The sequence below is a fragment of the Micromonospora sp. NPDC000663 genome (assembly GCF_042898105.1).
Lineage (GTDB): Bacteria > Actinomycetota > Actinomycetes > Mycobacteriales > Micromonosporaceae > Micromonospora.
Window position 1 is genome coordinate 1,492,049 of record NZ_JBIAYR010000001.1, and the last position, 17,709, is coordinate 1,509,757.

The window sequence follows — 17,709 nt, forward strand, 5'->3', positions numbered from 1 at the left end:
CCACCCCAGTCCTCCCGAGGAGTGCTGATGTCCGTTCGAACCTCCCTGCTCGCCCTGACCACAGCCCTGACCGTCGTGGTCGCGTCACCTGCCGTCGCCGACCCCGGGGGGACACCCGCGTCGGCCGCCCCGCTGGCCGCCGCGTTCGACACCGCCGCCGCGCGGTACGACGTTCCCCGCGACCTGCTTGTCGCCCTCGGGTACGCCGAGTCGCGGCTCGACCCGCACGGCGGCGCGGCCAGCACGGCCGGCGGGTACGGGCTCATGCACCTGGCCACCGACCGCACCCTGGACGAGGCGGCCACCCTCACCCGACTCAGTCCGGCCACGCTGCGCGCCGACACCGCGGCGAACGTCCTCGGGGCGGCCGCCGTCCTGCGGTCGTACGCCGACCAGGCCGGCCTCACCACCCCGGCCCGCGACGACGTGAACGGGTGGTACGTGCCTGTCGCCAGGTACGGCGGCGCCGCCGAGCCGTCGGTCGCGCGGCTCTACGCGGACACCGTCTACGACCTGCTGCGCGTCGGGATCGCTCCGACGAGCGGCGAGGCGGTGGCCGGCCGGCCTGTCGCGCCGCGCCGGGGCGCCCTGGAGCGGGCCGCGGTGCCCGGCGGGGTCGGCACCCTCAGCACCGACTACGGGCCGGCCGCGTGGGCACCGGCCAGCACCAGCAACTACACGGTGGCCAGCCGGCCGGGCAGCCACCCCGTGAACCGCGTCGTCATCCACTTCGCGCAGGGCTCGTACGCCGGGACCATCAGCTGGTTCCAGAACCCGGCCGCCCAGGCCAGCGCGCACTACACCGTCCGCTCCTCGGACGGCGCGGTCACCCAGTCGGTGCGGGAGAAGGACATCGCCTGGCACGCCGGCAACTGGACCTACAACACCCAGTCGGTAGGCATCGAGCACGAGGGGTACGTCGACAATCCGGCCTGGTTCACCGACGCGATGTACCGCCAGTCCGCCACCCTGACCCGCAACCTCACCACGAAGTACGGCATCCCCAGGGACCGGGCGCACATCATCGGCCACAACGAGGTGCCCGGCGCCACCCACACCGACCCCGGCCCGAACTGGAACTGGACCTACTACCTGCAACTGGTGAACGGGATCACCGGCATCGGCTCGGGCACGGTGAACACAAGCGCGAGCACCCTGAACGTGCGCTCCGGCCCGGGGGCGAGCTATCCGGTCGTCGGCTCGATCGCCGACGGCGCCACGGTCTCCATCTACTGCCAGGCGGTCGGCAGCACCGTCACCGGCCCGTACGGCACCACCTCCGTCTGGAACCGGATCGGCACCAACCGCTACGTCTCGGACGCGTACCTGCTCACCGGGTACGACGGGTACATCCCGAACGTGCCGCGCTGCTGACGGCGCGCATCGGCCCCGGCGACCGTCGCTCAGGCGGTCGCCGGTGCGCCGAACAGCAGGTCGAGGTGGGCGTCCAGGGCGTCCAGCGCCTGCTCGGGGGTGTACTGCCCACCCAGCAGGTAGACGCCCAGCCCCTCCATGAGCGCCAGCAGGCCGGCCGCGGCGGCCGCGTCCCTCGTGGGCAGGACGCTGGCGATGAAGGTGGTCAGCTGCGCGGTGTCCGCGCGGAGACCGGGTGCGGCCGACGGTCGTACCGCCGTGTAGGCGAGGAACGCCAACGCCACCCGGCCGTCGTCGCGGGTCCGGTCGTCGAGCGGCAGCAGCGCGGCGATCATCGTCCGAAGCAGGAGCCGGGGGGAGGGGTTCTCGCCCAGCCGCCGCACCGCCTCGGTGACCCGGACCTGTCCGCGCTCGCGCACCACGCTCAACGCGAACGCCATCATCTCGTCCTTGGTCCGGAAGTAGTGCTGGACCATCCCGGCGGACACGCCGGCCGCGGTGGCCACGTGACGCAGGCTCACCGCCTCCAGGCCCTGGTCGGCGGCGACCCGCATCAGCGCGTCCGCGATGAGGGTGCGTCGCTCCTGGTGGTCGACCTTCTTGGGCATGACCTCGATCGTTTCACAGTGGGTGGCCCGGACACGCCGCCCGTCGGCGGCGGCTACCGGCGGGCGGTGTCGCCCGCCGGCGTGCCCCGCGCGCTGCGCAGGAGGCCGTCGGGGTCGTCGGCGTACAGCCGGAGTTCGTTCATCGGCGCGGACCGGCCCTTGGGCAGGTCGAAGGTCAGCGGGTGGCGCAGCAGGACGTCGATGCTCGTCTGGCTGCCGACGGCGAGATGCAGGACCTGTCGGTCTCCCTCCCGCTCGACCTGGACGGATCTGCTGGAGGGCAGCGAGCGGTAGCGCTTGCGCAGCGCCTCGATGTCCGTCCACGGGATCCAGATGTCGATTCCCGAGCTGACCCGGACCCGCAGGCCGGTGTCGCCGACGACGTGCGGGTGGATCGTCATGCTGGCGAAGAGGCCGATCATCCAGAGCAGACCCCAGACGCCGAGGCCCAGCACGATCCAGCGGGCGGGCCGCCACGGCACGACGTGGGTGACGACGAGGTCGAAGATCGGGATCTCGACAGCCGACAGGACGATGAAGATGCCGAGGATGGGCTTGACCACGCCGAGGTAGCCGAACGGCTCGTCGCCGGGTTCCAGTGGCAGCGGGCGTCGTCGCGCCCACAGGTGCAGGCTTCGCCACATCGCCGCCTCGGCCGTCGCCGCCCGGCGCAGCAGCTGGCCCACGGTCGTCGCGGTGGGTGGTCCCGGCTCGGTCATCGTCGTCCTCGCGGTAGGGGTGGTGGTCAGTGGAGGGTGACTGTTCCGGCGCCGCCGTCCACGGTGACGAGTTGCCCGGTGGTGATCGTCCGGGTGGCGTCCGGCACGCAGATGACGGCGGGGATCCCGTACTCCCGGGCCACTGTGGGCCCGTGGGCCATGACCGCGCCGGTGTCGGTGACCAGCGCGGCAGCGGTGAGAAAGAGCGGGGTCCAACCGGGGTCTGTGGTCGCGGCGACCAGGACGTCGCCTGGTTCGAGGTGGGCGGTGCCCGGGTCGTGCACGACCCGGGCCGGTCCGGTCACCCGACCCGCGGACGCGCCCACGCCGACGAGCGTCCCCTCGCCGGCGGCAGTCGCCGGCAGGACCGCCTCGACGTCTGTGCCGTCGGACAGCAGCGCCACTGGCACCGACCGGCGACGCAGTTCCCGACGGTGCACGGCCCGCCGCGCGGCGACCACGCCGCGCAGATCAACACCCTGGTGTACGACGGAGTGCGCCTCGTCGAGCGTCAGGAACATGATGTCGTCGCTCTGGTCCAGCAGCCCGGCGCCGTGCAGGTCGGCCCCGATGAGCAGCAGGTGTCGGCGGGTCTCGCGCAGCGGGTACAACCCGGCGAACTTGCCTGCCTCGCGCAGGCCGGCCAACGAGCGGGCGCGGCGGAGCAGGAATCCGGCGAGCCTGCCCCGTACCGGGCGCCGGCGGCGGGCCCGGGCGACCAACTCCTCCAGCGCCGCCTCCGCCGCCACGGCGGCCCGGTGGAAACGCTTGTCAGGGCCCTGCCGCGGATCGGTGACGCGCAGGTAGTTGGCGAGCGCCGCGAAGACGGGTGTGGGGTCTTCGGCCCAGCGGGGCACACCGAGGTCGACCTCGGCGACGCCCCGGTGGCCGTACTCGTCGAGGAAGGCGGTCATGCCGATGTCGGGCAGCGTTCCGCTCAGGTGACGTGCGGCCAGCTCGTCCGGCGGGGTGTCCAACAGGAGTTGACGGTGGTCACCCGCGCCCTGGGCGAGCCGCCACAGCGCCAGGTCCATCTCGATCGTCACGTTGTGCGGCATGCCAGCCAGCACAGCGTGGATCTCGTCCGGGCCGGCGATGCCCTTGAGCAGTGCGGCAGGCAGCGCGGCGGCGAGCATCCCCGCGACGATCGGCCACATGATCGCGTCGGCGCTGTCGTCGGCGTCCTGTGCCTCCCGCACGAAACGCAGCCGGTCCGCGCTGGTCCGCAGGTCGGTCGGGGCTGCCGAGCGTACCCTCATCTGCTCGACCGCCCGGAACATCCGGATCCGCGCCGTGTCCGGACGGGCCAGGGCCCGCAGGATTCCCACCACCGCGCGCCCGGCCGTCCGCAGCGACGCCGCGCCCTGCCCCGCGCCGCGACCGGTGCCGCCGCCGACCGGGGCGAATCGAGGATCCGCGAGCACGTGTCGCATCACCGCCTGCGCCCGGGGGCCGAAGTCGACGGCCAGGAGCTTCACCAGCCGCCGGCGGGACGACCTGTCCCGCGCCAGGTCGGTCAGGTCGCCGTAGAGGCGGCCGCCGATGTCGACGATCTCGACCCGGACGCCGAGCGCGGCGAGCATCGCGGTGATCTGCGCCCGCAGGGTCGCCATGCCCATCGGGGTCACCGGTCGCAGCATGCCCTGGACGTGCCCGAACTCCAGGTAGACGCGGGGGAGGGGCTTGTCGGTGGCCGGCGGCGCGGGGAACAGCGTGGTGATCGGTCGCGACTGCAGCAGCCACAGCACGTCGTCCGCGTCGATCGCCCACTCCACGTCCTGGGGGCAGCCGAACTGGGCCTGGAGCCGTTCGCCCGTGACGCGCAGTCCGGCCAGGTGTGCGGACGTCAGGCAGCCGGCGTCGTCCCTGTCGACGCCGTCGAGGACGTAGTGGTCCACAGTCGTCGCGCCGTCCACGACAGTGGTGCCCAGCCCCGGAGCGGCGTCGACCACCATCTCGTCACGGCGGCCGGTCACCGGGTTGGCGGTGAACAGCACCCCCGCCACCGTCGGTGTGACCATGCGTTGCACGACGACAGCCATCCACACCTCCTGACTGTCGATCCGGCGGGCGTCGCGGTAGGCGGTGGCGCGGTGGTTGTGCAGCGAGTCCCGGCAAGTGCCGATCGCGGCGATGACCTCGGCGGCGCCTGTGACGTTCAGGACGGTGTCCTGCTGCCCGGCGAAGCTGGCGTCCGGCAGGTCCTCGGCGGTGGCGCTGGAGCGTACCGCCACCGGGCCGCCGCCGAGTCTCTCGTACGCGGCGATGATCTCCGCCTCGGGGAGGACGCCGAGCCGGTGTGCCTCGGCGGTGACACAGAAGCCCTCGGGGACGTGTTCACCGCGCCGGATCAGCTCGCCCAGCCCGGCCGCCTTGCCGCCGACCAGGTCGACCATCTCAGTGGTCGCCTGGGACAACGCGATCACGTGCACGGATGCCCCCTCGTTTGCAATACGACTGCATTGCGTTCACCGTAGCTCTTTCACGATGCGACTGCAATGCAACTGTGGGGGGGATCGCCCGACCCGGGGCGGGCGCGTTGCCGGCGTCTGCCATGCTCGGGCCGGTGACGACCGGCCGCCCCGCCCGAGCCCGTACCCACCGCCGTCCCCACGGCCGTACCGGGCGTGTCCTCCTGGCGCTCGTCGCGGTGGCGGCCCTCCTCGGCATCGCCGTGGTCGTGGTGCCGATGCTGCGACCGGCGGGTCCCCGCCCGCTCTTCCAGATGCCCGTCGCCTGCGGCGAGACGTGGCAGCTCGGCACCTACCCCGGCCACGACGACTACGACGTCGACCTGTTCCCCACCGAGGGCGAGGCCTGGGGCCGCCCGGTGCTCGCGTCCTACGCCGGCACGGTCACCGTGGCGGGCATCAACGGGTCGCTGGGTGGGCGTACCCCGGAGAACCCGCAGGGTCCGCGCGGCCGCGGCGGTGGCTACTGGGTGAAGATCGACCACGGCGGCAAGTGGGAGACGCAGTACCTGCACATGCTCGAACCGCCGCTTGTCGAGGTCGGGCAGAAGGTCGCCCAGGGTGAACAGATCGGGCGGCTCGGCAGCACCGGCAACTCCGGCGCCCCGCATCTGCACTACGAGCAGCGGCGCGGCTGGGACAAGGTGGAGACCCACTTCGACGGCACGCCCTCGGGCATCACCGCCGACGATCGCGAGTACACGGTCAGGCGGACGAGCAACAACTGCCCGGCCGTCTCCTGAGGACTCCGTTTTGCCCGGCACGACTCGGGGCACTGATCCGGGGACAGTCCAGACGCAGTGAGGAGCCGGCCATGGCCAAGGGTGACGTCGACACGTACCACGAGGACGGGCAGTGGAAGAACAAGGCGGAGGGCAACGAGCGGGCCAGCAGCACGCACGACGGGAAGGCCGAGGCGCAGGCCGAGGGCCGGGAGATGGCGGCCGACCGGGGCGTCGAGCACGTGATCAAGAAGCAGGACGGCACGATCGGGGAGAAGAACACCTACCCCCGCAGCCGCGATCCCCGCGACATCGCGGGCTGACCGCACCAGCGACAGGCGGACCGACCTCTTCGGCGTGACCGAGGAGGTCGGTCCGTTTTCGCGCACCAGCCGCGCATCCCCATGCTGAAGAAGAGCCGTCTGATCGCCGTGACCGCGTCGACTGTCGTGCCGGCTCCGGGAGCGGCGTCGGCGGCCGACCCGGTTGCGAGCGCGGGACCTCGAGGGGTCGGCCGCCTCAGGCCGGGACCACGTACGGGAACGTGGCGGCGCGGGCGGCCTTCGTGACGTCAGCCGTGAGGCCGGAGGTCGTACCGGTGTTGAGGACCAGGGAGAACATCACCTCGGGCGCGTTGTCGGCCATCGTGCGCCCGTTGCGACAGGCGAAGCCGAAGGTCGCGGCCGTGCCGACCGTGTACGACAACACGTCCGGGTAGAGCTGGCGGGCAACGCTCCAGCCGTACGCCTGCGGGTCCGGTGCGGTGCCGTTCGCCGCCACGACGCCCGCGACCGCCGTGGCGATCTCCTCCCCGCCGTCGGGCAGGTCCCTGCTGGGGTGCCGGAAGTTGGCGGGATCCGAGAAGTCGGTGTCGTGGGGCCAGAAGATCGGCCACATCATCGGGTGCCCGGCGCGGTTGATCTGCCGCCATCCACCGGCGTCGGTGGCGAGCAGGGTACGGCACCACACGCCGATCTCGGTGCCGTCGCGCAGCAGCGGCTCGTCCTGGGAGACCTCGAGGACGATCGACTCGACAGTCGTGCCGGCGAAGCTGTTCCTGGCCTGGTCGACCCGCCACGCCGAGCGGTCCACCCGCGAACCGTCCTTGACCGCGCCGTTGATGGTGGCCAGTTCGTCGAGGTCGACGAAGAACGGGTCGGTGATCCGTCCGGCCCAGATCCGGACGTTGCCGCCGGTCGTGATCTCGCCGGTCCGCCCCTCGGCGATGGGGGTGCCCATCGCTGCGTCGTCGCGGGCGTCGGCTCCGGTGAGTTCGTACAGCTGGAGGGCCTGCCTGCCCTCGCCGTCCGGCTCACCGAAGGCGAAGCGGTAGGTCAGTTCCTCCATCTCCGCGCCGTTGAAATGGATCTTGATTTCGTAACGCGCCTCGGCGTGGAAGCCTCGCTTGATGTCGGCCCTGGTCACCGAGCTGTTGACGTCCATGACGAACACGGTGGAGCGGTCGCCGCCGAAGACGTACAGGTCGTCGATGTAGAGCTGACCGCCCTGGGCGGCGAGGGGGGTGTCGAGATGGTGGGACATGGGCTCACTCCCGGAACGGTCGGATACGGATAATCCGAACATAGGGCGTGAGCCGACGTGCGTCGGCGGAATCCGGGTCGCTCCGGTGGCCCGGTACGCCGTACCTGACGGTGGGCCGCCCGAAGCCTCTCGGGCGGCCCACTCGTTGACGCCGGCGTGGTCAGATGCGAGACCATTTCTGGTTGGCGGCGCCGAGGCAGTCCCACAGGTGCAGCTTGCCCCCGTTGTTGGGGTTGGCCTCCCGTACGTCCACGCACTTGTTGGCGCTCAGGTTGACCAGGTCGCCCGCGCCGTTGAGGGTGAATCGCTGGGCCGGGTTGCCGTTGCAGCTGACGAGGTTGACCTCGGTGCCGTTGGCGGTGCCGGCCCAGGCCGGGTCCATGCACTTGCCCATCGCGCGGACGGTCCCGTCGGAAGCGAAGGTCCACGCCTGGGCGGCTGTGGTGTTGCAGTCCCAGATCTGGAGCTTGGCGCCCTCGACCGGGTTGGCGCTCGGGATGTCGATGCACCGACCGCTCTGCGCCCCCCGGATCCGGCTGGTGCCGGGCGCGGGGTCGCCTCCGCCGGAGGTGTAGCTGGACACACGGACGTAGTCGACGAGCATCTGCTGCGGGAACTGGGTGGAGCCGTCCGGGTAGCCGGGCCAGTTACCGCCGACCGCCACGTTGAGGATCATGAAGAACGGGTGGTCGAACACCCACCGGTTGCCGCCGAGCCGGGCGGGGTCGACCCGGTGGTACTGCACCCCGTCCAGGTACCAGGTGATCGCGTTCGGCTCCCAGTCCACCTGGTAGGTGTGGAAGCCGTCGGCGAGCGGAACACCGATGGTACGGCTGCCGGTGATGCCTCCGCTCCCGGAGTAGCCGGGCCCGTGCACGGTGCCGTAGACGGTGTTGGGTTCTCGGCCGATGTTCTCCATGACGTCGATCTCGCCCGCGTCGGGCCACCCGCCGCCGGTGCCGAGCATCCAGAACGCCGGCCAGATGCCCTGACCGCGCGGGATCTTGATGCGAGCCTCGAAGCGGCCGTACGTCTGGGTGAAGGTAGCCGCCGTCAGCAGCCGCGCCGAGGTGTACTCGCAGCGCCCGTAGTGGCACTGGTAATTGCCGGGGTTTTCCCGGCGCGCGGTGATGACGAGGTTGCCCTGGCCGTCGTGGACCGCGTTGCTTGTGCTGTTGGTGTAGTACTGCCGTTCGTTGTTGCCCCAGCCGCCGCCGCCGATGTCGAAGCGCCATTTGTTCTGGTCGACGGGAGCGCCGGCTGGGGCGTTGAACTCGTCCTGCCAGGTGATCGGGCCGATGGCGGCCTCGGCGCGGTCGGACTGCGCGGGGATGGCGAGGGCGGCGGCGGTGGTGACGAGGGCGACCGCCGCGAGGAGGAGGGGTCGGAGACGGGGTGCGGGGCGGGCTGTGAACACGGGGGGCTCCTCGGTGAAGAGGGTGGCGGAGGCTGCGCGCCGAGAGGATGGAGAGCGCTCTCTGAAGCGAAGCATGTCGATATCGTGTCTTTCTGTCAAGAGTGTTTCCAATACGGCGACCGTCCGTTACCGCCCGATCGCACCCCTCGATAGCGGTCGAATCGACCCCTCCTATTGCCGTGGAGCGTCCACCCGGGACAGGATGACGAGGTTCGCAGGAAACCTCCCCGTAACCTGCGCGCTGCTGGTCTCTGTCACAAGGAAGTGGGAGTCAGTCATGAGCGACGCGTCGGCGGCACTGGGTGTGCGCCTCTACCCGGACCTGGTCGAGCAAGGTGGCCTGGCCCCCGCGCTCGTCGAAACCGCCGCCCACCACGGCCTCGACCTCGGCCGGGTCACCGCCCCGGAGCAGGGGCGGAGTCGGTTCACCTGCGCCGAGCTGCACTCCGACCAGGGCGTGGTCTGCGTCAAGCTGGGATCGCAGGCCCGATACTTCATGATCGATCTTCGGGTCGCCGGGGAGATCATCGCACGCGGCGACGTCATGGACCTGGCGCAGGTCGCCCAGGTCGCCTCGGCATGGCAGGCGGGGCTGACGGTCGCCGAGCTCACCGCCCGGTTCCCGTTCATGGAGGAGATCCGGCACCGCCCGGCGCCGGTGGCCCAGGTCAGCTGATCGCCGACCCGCACCGGGGCACTGTCAGCGAGAACCGATCCGGTCCGTCGGTCCGCCGGGACATCGTCCCCCGACGATGACATGTCCGGCGTGGACAGTGGGCCCACGCGCCGCGGATCCCCCTCGCGGGGGAGGAGCCCTGACGCCCGTGCCCGGCATACTGACCGGCAGTCCACTTGTCGTGGTGGTGGCTGTGTCCCACGGGGGAGAATGCCGATGACCGCGTTGTCCGATGGTGTGTCAGGACCGACGGCCACCGAGATCATGGCCATGATCAGCGATGAACGACGACGAGCCGCCGACCTGATCGACGCGCTCACCCCCACGCAGCTGGACGCGCCAAGCCTGTGCGGAGCCTGGACCGTCCGGCAGGTGGCCGCTCACCTCGTCGTCCCGTTCGCGGCCCGCCGTCGCTGGTTCCTGCCGATCCTCCTGCGCAGCAGGTTCAACCTGCACGAGGCGAACGCCCGGCTGGCCGAGATGGTCGCCCACCGCCCCGTCGGGCAGATCTCGGCGCTGCTGCGCGAGAACGCCGAGACGCCGTTCTCCGCGCCGCGTGTCGGATACTTCGGCCAGCTCACCGACCTTCAGGTACACGGGCAGGACATCCGCCGCCCGCTGGGCCTCGCGCACGAGTTGCGTCCGGACCGGCTCCGGACGTCGCTGGACTTCCTGGTGCACCGCCGCGCGCTCGGCTTCTTCGTGTCCCGGGGCCTCACCGACGGGCTGCGTTTCGAGGCGACCGACATCGGCTGGGCGTCGGGGCAGGGGCGGGTGGTCCGGGGCGAAGCGGAGGCGGTGATGCTCGCGCTGACCGGTAGGCCCGCCGTCCTCGCCGAGTTGTCCGGCGACGGCGTCGCGACCCTGCGGGACCGTCTGCGCCACTGACCCACCAGGGCGGTTTGCGTCCACCGTGTGGCGCGGTCGTGCCGGGACCCAGGTGCGGGCATGAACGGCGCAGGCCGGGGAAGACCTGCCGCTTCCGTGCCGAACAGGGGGGTCGGATGAGAGCCGTCGTCTACGCGGACGTCCGGACGGTCGCCGTGCGCGAGGTGCCCGACGCGACGATCGAGGAGGAGACCGATGCGCTCGTGCGGATCACCTCCAGCGCGTTGTGCGGCACCGACCTGCACATGTACGACGGGCGCACCGGAGCCGACCCCGGGCTGGTGCTCGGTCACGAGCCGCTGGGCGTGGTGCAGGAGGTCGGCGGGGCGGTGCAGACCGTCCGGCCGGGCACCCGGGTGGTGATCCCCACCCACCTGTTCTGCGGAACGTGCGTGATGTGCGCCAGGGGGCTGTCGGCGGCGTGTCTGCGGGCGCGGGCCGAGGGGCCGGGTGCGGCGTACGGCTACGCGGGTATGGGGCCGTATCGGGGCGCGCAGGCCGAGCTGCTGCGCGTGCCGTGGGCCGACGTCAACTGCGTGCCCGTGCCCGGGGAGCCGCAGGACGCGTACGAGGACGACTTCGTGCTGCTCGCCGACGCGTTCGTCACCGGATGGCATGCCGCCGCCGCCCTGGCCGTGGTCGAGCCCGGTGACACGGTGGCGGTGTTCGGGGCCGGCACCATCGGTCTGCTCGGCGCGTACTCGGCGCTGCTCCGGGGCGCCCGGGTCGTCTACTGCGTCGACGGTGTGGACGCGCGGCTCGACAAGGCCGGCGAGATCGGGGCGGTGCCCGTCGACTTCCGGCGCGGAGATCCGGTCGAGCAGATCCGCGCCGACCGCGCCCGGTCGGGGCTTCCGCTCGGCGAGGAGAAGCTGGGCGGGGTCGACAAGGTCATCGACGCGGTCGGCTTCCAGGCCCGCGACCGGGAGCGCCCCGAGCGGGAACGCCCCGATCAGGTGATCTCCGACGCGGCCCGGGTGGTCAATCCCGCGGGTGCGATCGCGGTCGCCGGGGTCTACCCGGAGAAGGACCTGCACCCGCGCCCCGGCGCGGACGGCCACGAGAACCTGGTCGCGCCGTGGGGGACGCTGTTCAGCAAGGGGGTCGCGGTCCGGTTCGGCCGTACGCACGACCGCCGCTACACGGTGCTGCTGCGGGACATGGTCGTCGCCGGCCGGGCCCGACCCAGTGTGATCGTGACCCACCACGGCAGCCTCGACGACGCGCCCGATCTGTATCGCCGCTTCGACCGCCGGGAGAACGGCGTGATCAAGGCGGTGCTACGCCCGAGTTGACCGATCGGATCGCGGTCGAACTGCGAATCGGCAGTAGTCGGCGTTAAGGTGCGGGATCCCCTCTCCTGGTGGCGGGCGTGTCGAGGCGACGGTCGTCGATCCGGTGCCGCCGTAGAGGCGCGGGTCACACATGTGGTCGAGGGTCGCCGTGGCGTCCCGGAGGGGGCGTCGGGGTGGCGGCCCCATCACGATCGTTCGATCGTGGCGGGCGCGCGGGTGCGTCGCTGTTCCTCCGGTCACCGCGGATCACCCCTGGTGGTGGGGCTTGTCAAGGGTGGGGCGGAGTCAACCGCGGCGCCGCTGCCATTTGACAACGTTGCCACCGGCACGGGAAGGTGCGTGAGTGGCTGCCGGGGCCGCTGTGACGGGCGAAGACAGCGTTACGTCTATATTGCCGGATTGTTACATTTTCAACAGGCCCTCGCCTTGCGGATGGGCGTTCCGCCGCAATACGTTGCCGTCAACAACAAAACCAAGTGAAGGTTCAACCTTCCGGAGGCAACCGATGACGTTGGCGAGGTGGTACGAGCGATGAGCGACGTGCCCATCCTCCTTGAGATGCGTTCCATCACCAAGGAGTTCCCCGGAGTCAAGGCCCTCTCCGACGTCAACCTGGTGGTTCGCGCCGGCGAGATCCATGCCATCTGCGGCGAGAACGGCGCGGGCAAGTCCACGCTGATGAAGGTCCTCAGCGGGGTCTACCCGTACGGCAGCTACGACGGCAAGATCATTTACCAGGGTTCGGAGAGCCGCTTCTCCGACATCCGGGCCAGCGAGAACGCCGGAATCGTGATCATCCACCAGGAGCTCGCGCTCATTCCGGGCATGTCGATCGCCGAGAACATCTTCCTCGGCAACGAGCCGCGCAAGCGGGGCGCGATCGACTGGAAGGCCGCGAACCGGATGGCCCTGGACCTGATGGCCCGGGTCGGCCTCCAAGAGGACCCGGACACCCTGATCAAGGACATCGGTGTCGGCAAGCAGCAGCTCGTGGAGATCGCCAAGGCGTTCGCCAAGGACGTGAAGCTGCTCATCCTGGACGAGCCGACGGCCGCGCTCAACGAGGCGGACTCCCGGCACCTGCTGGACCTGCTGCGCGGCTTCCGATCGCGCGGCATCACCTCGATCATGATCTCGCACAAGCTCAACGAGATCGAGGCGATCGCCGACCAGATCACCATCCTGCGTGACGGCCGGACCGTGGAGACCCTCGACGTCAAGGCGGACGGGGTCGACGAGGACCGGATCGTGCGGGGCATGGTCGGCCGCGAGCTGAGCAGCCGGTTCCCGGACCACACCCCGAAGATCGGCGAGGTCTTCTTCGAGGTCCGCGACTGGAACGTCAGGCATCCGATCTCCGCCGAGCGGCAGGTCTGCAAGAACGAGAGCTTCGTGGTCCGCCGCGGCGAGATCGTCGGCTTCGCCGGTCTCATGGGCGCGGGTCGTACGGAACTCGCGATGAGTGTCTTCGGCCGCTCCTACGGGGTGTACGAGTCGGGCACGATCATCAAGGACGGCAAGGAGATCGTCCTGAAGTCGGTGGCGGACGCCATCGACAACGGGCTCGCGTACGTCAGCGAGGACCGCAAGGCGATCGGCCTCAACCTGCTCGACGACATCAAGTCCTCGACGGTGGCCGCCAAGCTGTCCAAGATCTCGCACCACGGCGTCCTCAGTGAGGTCGAGGAGTACCAGGCGGCCGAGGCGTACCGCAAGGATTTGCGGACCAAGGCCCCCACTGTCGACGAGAGCGTCTCCAAGCTCTCCGGCGGCAACCAGCAGAAGGTCGTCCTGGCGAAGTGGATGTTCACCGACCCGGACCTGCTGATCCTCGACGAGCCGACACGCGGCATCGACGTCGGTGCCAAGTACGAGATCTACGGCATCATCCAGCGGCTCGCCGACCAGGGGAAGGGCGTCATCGTCATCTCCTCGGAGCTGCCTGAGCTGATCGGGCTCTGCGACCGCATCTACACCGTGTTCGAGGGTGCCATCACGGGCGAGATCGCCCGGGCCGACGCCACCCCGGAAAACCTCATGAAGCAGATGACCTCGACGAAGAAGATGGCCACACGATGAGCCGATTGAAGGACCTTCAGAAGAACCTCTTCGGAGGCACCACCTCCAACGCTCGACAGTTCGGAATGATCTTCACCCTGGTGGCGATCGTCGTCCTGTTCCAGATCCTGACCGACGGCCTCACCCTGCGGTCGGACAACCTGATCGCGCTGTTCCAGCAGAACTCGTACATTCTGATTCTGGCCATCGGCATGCTCATGGTGATCGTGGCCGGGCACATCGACCTCTCGGTCGGCTCGGTCGCCGCCTTCGCGGGCATCCTGGTGGCCAAGTCGATGGCCGAATGGTCGCTGCCCTGGCCCGTCGCCATCCTGTTCGGCCTCGCCATCGGTGCGATCATCGGCGCCTGGCAGGGCTTCTGGGTGGCGTACATCGGGGTGCCGGCGTTCATCGTCACGCTGGCCGGCATGCTGCTCTTCCGCGGTGGCAACCAGTTCATCGGTAACGCCAACACCATTCCGGTGCCCGAGGGCTTCCGGGAGATCGGCTCGGGCTTCCTGCCCGAGTTCGGCCCGAACACCGGCTACAACAACGCGACGCTGCTGCTCGGTCTGGCCGCGGCGGTGGCGGTGGTGTGGCGCGAGATCCAGGCCCGCAAGACCCGTCGGGCCATGGACGCCGACCCGGCGCCGATGTGGATCTCGATCCTGCGGATGGCCGTCATGGTCGGGGTCATCGCCTTCGCCTCGCTGCGCTTCGCCAGTGGCCGCGTCGGCACCAGCTTCCCGATCTCCGGAATCATCCTGGTGGTCCTGGTCATCGCGTACTCCTTCTACACCCGCAACACGGCAGGTGGCCGGCACATCTACGCGGTGGGCGGCAACTCCCGGGCGGCCGAGCTGTCAGGCGTGAAGCTCAAGCGGGTCAACTTCTTCGTCATGATGAACATGTCCGTCCTGGCCGCGCTTGCCGGCATGATCTTCGTGGCCCGTTCGGCGGCCTCCGGACCGCAGGACGGCAACGGCTGGGAGTTGGACGCCATCGCCGCGGTCTTCATCGGTGGCGCGGCGGTCTCCGGCGGTATCGGCACCATCAGCGGCTCGATCGTCGGTGGTCTCGTCATGGCCGTGCTCAACAACGGCCTCCAGCTCATGGGCGTCGGCACCGACCGCGTCCAGATCATCAAGGGCCTGGTCCTGCTGCTGGCCGTCGCGATCGACGTCTACAACAAGAGCCAGGGGCGCTTCTCCATCATCGGGAGCCTGATGCGGCCGTTCCGTCGCGACGACTCCGCCCCACCCGCCTCACCGCCGGACGCGGAGCGCGAGCCCGCCAAGGCAGCGGTGTCCGGCTGACGGCCACCGACCTCTCCACCCGTCTCACATCCAGAAAGGCAAGTCCTCACCATGCGTAAATTCTTCGGCTCGTCGGTGGTGGCCATCAGCGCCGCCGCCATGCTGGCCCTCGCCGGCTGCGGCTCCGGCCGTGACGGCGACAGCGACTCCGGCGGCGAGGCCGCCAAGGGCTTCGCTGCGAACTCCCTGATCGGTGTGGCCCTGCCGGCCAAGACCTCGGAGAACTGGGTCCTCGCCGGTGACCTGTTCACCAACGGTCTCAAGGAGGCCGGTTTCCAGGCTGACGTGCAGTACGCCGGCGCGTCGACCACCGTCGCCGACCAGCAGGCCCAGATCACCGCCATGACCACCAAGGGCGCCAAGGTCATCGTCATCGGCGCGACCGACGCCGCGCAGCTGTCGACCCAGGTCGCCGCGGCGCACGCCGCCGGTGCCAAGGTGATCGCGTACGACCGGCTCATCACCAACACGCCGGACCTCGACTACTACGTCGCGTTCGACAACTTCAAGGTCGGCCAGCTCCAGGGCCAGGCCCTGCTGGACGGCATGAAGGCCAAGAAGCCGAACGGTCCGTACAACATCGAGCTGTTCTCCGGCTCGCCGGACGACAACAACGCCGGTGTCTTCTTCAACGGCGCCATGGACGTGCTCAAGCCGGAGATCGACAAGGGCAACGTGGTCGTCGCCTCGGGTCAGAAGGACGTCAAGCAGACCGCCATCCAGGGCTGGAAGGCCGAGGGTGCGCAGGCCCGCATGGACCAGCTGCTGACCTCGACCTACGGCAACAAGGAGCTGGACGGCGTCCTCTCCCCGAACGACACGCTGGCCCGCGCCATCCTGACCTCGGTCAAGGGTGCTGGCAAGCCGATCCCGGTCGTCACCGGCCAGGACTCCGAGGTCGAGTCGGTCAAGTCGATCGTCGCCGGCGAGCAGTACATGACGATCAACAAGGACACCCGCAACCTGGTGAAGGAGACCATCAACATGGTCAAGGCTCTCCAGGCCGGTGACAAGCCGCAGGTGAACGACACCGAGTCGTACAACAACGGCAGCAAGGTCGTCGACACGTTCCTGCTCCCGCCGGTCGCCGTCACCAAGGCGAACGCCGCCGAGGCGTACGCGAACGACCCGAAGCTCGCACCGCTCACCAAGTAATCACGCGGTAGGCAGCAACGACGATGGGTCCCGGGATCTCCTCTTCCGGGACCCATCGTCGTCCGGGCGCCCCGCACCACCCGGCAGCGACCCGGAAGGAGGTCTGACCGTGAACGAACCCATCCGGTCCAGGCCTGCCGGCGTCGGCCGTAACCCCGAATTTCCCCTGCCCTCGGTCCCCGGCGCCAGCCAGGAGGAGATCCGGCGGCAGAACCTCGGTGCCGTGCTGCGCTACGTGCACCTGCACGGCCCGACGTCCCGCGCCGAGCTGACCAGTCGACTCGGCCTGAACCGCAGCACCATCGGCGCCCTCGCCGCCGATCTGGTCGCCGGTGGCCTGGTCACCGAGGAGACAACCACCACCGCCCGCCGCGCCGGCCGCCCCTCGCTGGTGGTCAGCCCTCGGTCCGACCGGGTGTACGCACACGCCCTCAGCATCGACGCCTACCGGTTGCGTGCCGCCCGGGTCGGCCTGGGCGGGCGCATCCTCGACCTGCGGGAGGTCGCCCGACCCGGTGGCATGTCGGCGGTCGACGCCGTCGGGCCGCTCGCAAACCTGGTCCGCGACATGGAACGCGCGGTGGCCCCCGACGCGCTGCTCGTCGGCGGTGCCGTCGCGGTGACCGACACGTCCCGCAACCCGGACGGCGAGATCCTGGTCGCCGGCGTCGAGGCGACCCTCGGAGCGGCGCTCGAGGCCGAGCTGTCCGCCTGCCCCGGCTTCGTGGCCGGGGACCTGGCCGACATCGCCGGGCTGGCCGAACACGTACGCGGCGTGGCGACAGGGGTCGACGACCTCATCTACCTGCACGGCGACGTCGGGATCAGCGCCGGCATCATCGTCGGCGGCCGTTTGGTGATCGGCCACCGGGGGCACAGCGGCAAGGTCGGCCACATGGTCGTCAACCCGAACGGGCTGCCCTGCGGCTGCGGCTCGCGCGGCTGCTGGGAGACCGAGATCGGTGAGGCGGCGCTGCTGCGGCACGCCGGCCGGGACCCCCGCGACCGTACGGCGGTGGCCGAGGTGCTGCGCGCGGCGGAGCACGGCGACCCGACCGCGCGGGCGGCGGTCGAGCGGGTCGCCGACTGGCTCGGCTTCGGCGTGGCGAACCTCGTCAACGTGGTCAACCCGGACGCGGTGGTGTTCGGTGGCTCCCTTCGCGACATCTTCACCGCCGGCGCGGACACCGTACGCCGCCGGCTGGACACCATGCCGCTGCCGGGTTCCCGGGAGCACCTGCGCCTGCGCGCGGCCGCGCTCGGCCGGGACGCCGTTCTGATCGGCGCTGCCGAACTGGCCTTCGACAAGCTGCTTGCCGATCCGCTAAACGTCGGCGTCGCCGGACAGTGGGGATCGGCCGGCTCGGCCTAGGGATCCGACCCGCCGCGCGGGATCCGGCGGATCCCTCACCACCTGATCACACCACCCGGACGGGGACCAGGTCTCGTGCCCCGTCCGTCGCTGTCG

At 70.4% G+C, this 17,709-nt stretch carries 15 protein-coding genes; 10 read left to right on the plus strand and 5 right to left on the minus strand.

Going from position 1 to position 17,709, the window contains the following annotated elements; genetic code table 11:
- Positions 1–27 precede the first annotated feature (27 nt).
- Positions 28–1,374 carry an N-acetylmuramoyl-L-alanine amidase gene (locus tag ACFY1S_RS07120; protein ID WP_387113642.1) on the plus strand — a complete coding sequence of 449 codons (1,347 nt, stop codon included), beginning with the start codon at positions 28–30 and terminating at the stop codon, positions 1,372–1,374.
- 29 nt (positions 1,375–1,403) lie between these two features.
- On the opposite strand, the gene ACFY1S_RS07125 is transcribed toward ACFY1S_RS07120, so the two are convergent.
- From ACFY1S_RS07125 to ACFY1S_RS07135, 3 genes are read right to left on the minus strand one after another with little or no spacing between them, the layout of a single operon-like run.
- Positions 1,404–1,982: a TetR/AcrR family transcriptional regulator gene (locus ACFY1S_RS07125; protein WP_387113644.1), complete on the minus strand. Its 579-nt coding sequence runs from the start codon at positions 1,980–1,982 to the stop codon at positions 1,404–1,406.
- A 53-nt stretch (positions 1,983–2,035) separates the two neighbouring features.
- Positions 2,036–2,701 (minus strand): hypothetical protein, encoded by a 666-nt coding sequence (locus ACFY1S_RS07130; protein WP_387113646.1) that lies wholly within the window; start codon positions 2,699–2,701, stop codon positions 2,036–2,038.
- A 26-nt stretch (positions 2,702–2,727) separates the two neighbouring features.
- The gene (locus ACFY1S_RS07135; protein ID WP_387113648.1) at positions 2,728–5,133 is read right to left on the minus strand and encodes a PEP/pyruvate-binding domain-containing protein; all 2,406 of its coding nucleotides are present in this window, start codon (positions 5,131–5,133) and stop codon (positions 2,728–2,730) included.
- A gap of 134 nt (positions 5,134–5,267) precedes the next feature.
- On the opposite strand from ACFY1S_RS07135, the gene ACFY1S_RS07140 reads away from it, so the two are divergent.
- Entirely contained in the window at positions 5,268–5,915 is a 648-nt protein-coding gene (locus tag ACFY1S_RS07140; protein WP_387113650.1) for a M23 family metallopeptidase, read from the plus strand.
- Between the two features lie 71 nt (positions 5,916–5,986).
- Positions 5,987–6,217 carry a DUF2188 domain-containing protein gene (locus ACFY1S_RS07145; protein WP_364372042.1) on the plus strand — a complete coding sequence of 77 codons (231 nt, stop codon included), beginning with the start codon at positions 5,987–5,989 and terminating at the stop codon, positions 6,215–6,217.
- A gap of 196 nt (positions 6,218–6,413) precedes the next feature.
- On the opposite strand, the gene ACFY1S_RS07150 is transcribed toward ACFY1S_RS07145, so the two are convergent.
- Positions 6,414–7,436, minus strand: a complete 1,023-nt coding sequence (locus ACFY1S_RS07150) for a DUF4331 family protein (protein WP_387113653.1) — start codon at positions 7,434–7,436, stop codon at positions 6,414–6,416.
- A 160-nt stretch (positions 7,437–7,596) separates the two neighbouring features.
- The gene (locus ACFY1S_RS07155) at positions 7,597–8,853 is read right to left on the minus strand and encodes a family 16 glycosylhydrolase (RefSeq protein WP_387113655.1); all 1,257 of its coding nucleotides are present in this window, start codon (positions 8,851–8,853) and stop codon (positions 7,597–7,599) included.
- A gap of 277 nt (positions 8,854–9,130) precedes the next feature.
- Here ACFY1S_RS07155 and ACFY1S_RS07160 point away from each other — a divergent pair, with 277 nt between their 5' ends.
- From ACFY1S_RS07160 to ACFY1S_RS07190, 7 genes are all read left to right on the plus strand, one after another.
- Positions 9,131–9,529: a hypothetical protein gene (locus tag ACFY1S_RS07160; RefSeq protein ID WP_387113657.1), complete on the plus strand. Its 399-nt coding sequence runs from the start codon at positions 9,131–9,133 to the stop codon at positions 9,527–9,529.
- Between the two features lie 216 nt (positions 9,530–9,745).
- A complete protein-coding gene (locus tag ACFY1S_RS07165) occupies positions 9,746–10,417 on the plus strand; it encodes a maleylpyruvate isomerase family mycothiol-dependent enzyme (protein ID WP_387113659.1) in 672 nt (223 codons plus the stop codon).
- 116 nt (positions 10,418–10,533) lie between these two features.
- On the plus strand, positions 10,534–11,712 hold the full coding sequence (locus ACFY1S_RS07170; protein WP_387113661.1) for an alcohol dehydrogenase catalytic domain-containing protein: 1,179 nt from the start codon (positions 10,534–10,536) through the stop codon (positions 11,710–11,712).
- Positions 11,713–12,243: 531 nt separating this feature from the next.
- Positions 12,244–13,791: a multiple monosaccharide ABC transporter ATP-binding protein gene (gene mmsA / locus ACFY1S_RS07175; protein ID WP_387113663.1), complete on the plus strand. Its 1,548-nt coding sequence runs from the start codon at positions 12,244–12,246 to the stop codon at positions 13,789–13,791.
- The gene (gene mmsB / locus ACFY1S_RS07180; protein WP_387113665.1) at positions 13,788–15,086 is read left to right on the plus strand and encodes a multiple monosaccharide ABC transporter permease; all 1,299 of its coding nucleotides are present in this window, start codon (positions 13,788–13,790) and stop codon (positions 15,084–15,086) included. Before mmsA ends, mmsB begins: the two co-directional genes overlap by 4 nt.
- 51 nt (positions 15,087–15,137) lie before the next feature.
- Complete coding sequence (locus ACFY1S_RS07185; protein ID WP_357986089.1) at positions 15,138–16,241, plus strand: sugar-binding protein; 1,104 nt, start codon at positions 15,138–15,140, stop codon at positions 16,239–16,241.
- Positions 16,242–16,407: 166 nt separating this feature from the next.
- Positions 16,408–17,613 (plus strand): ROK family protein, encoded by a 1,206-nt coding sequence (locus ACFY1S_RS07190; RefSeq protein WP_387114362.1) that lies wholly within the window; start codon positions 16,408–16,410, stop codon positions 17,611–17,613.
- Positions 17,614–17,709 lie beyond the last annotated feature (96 nt).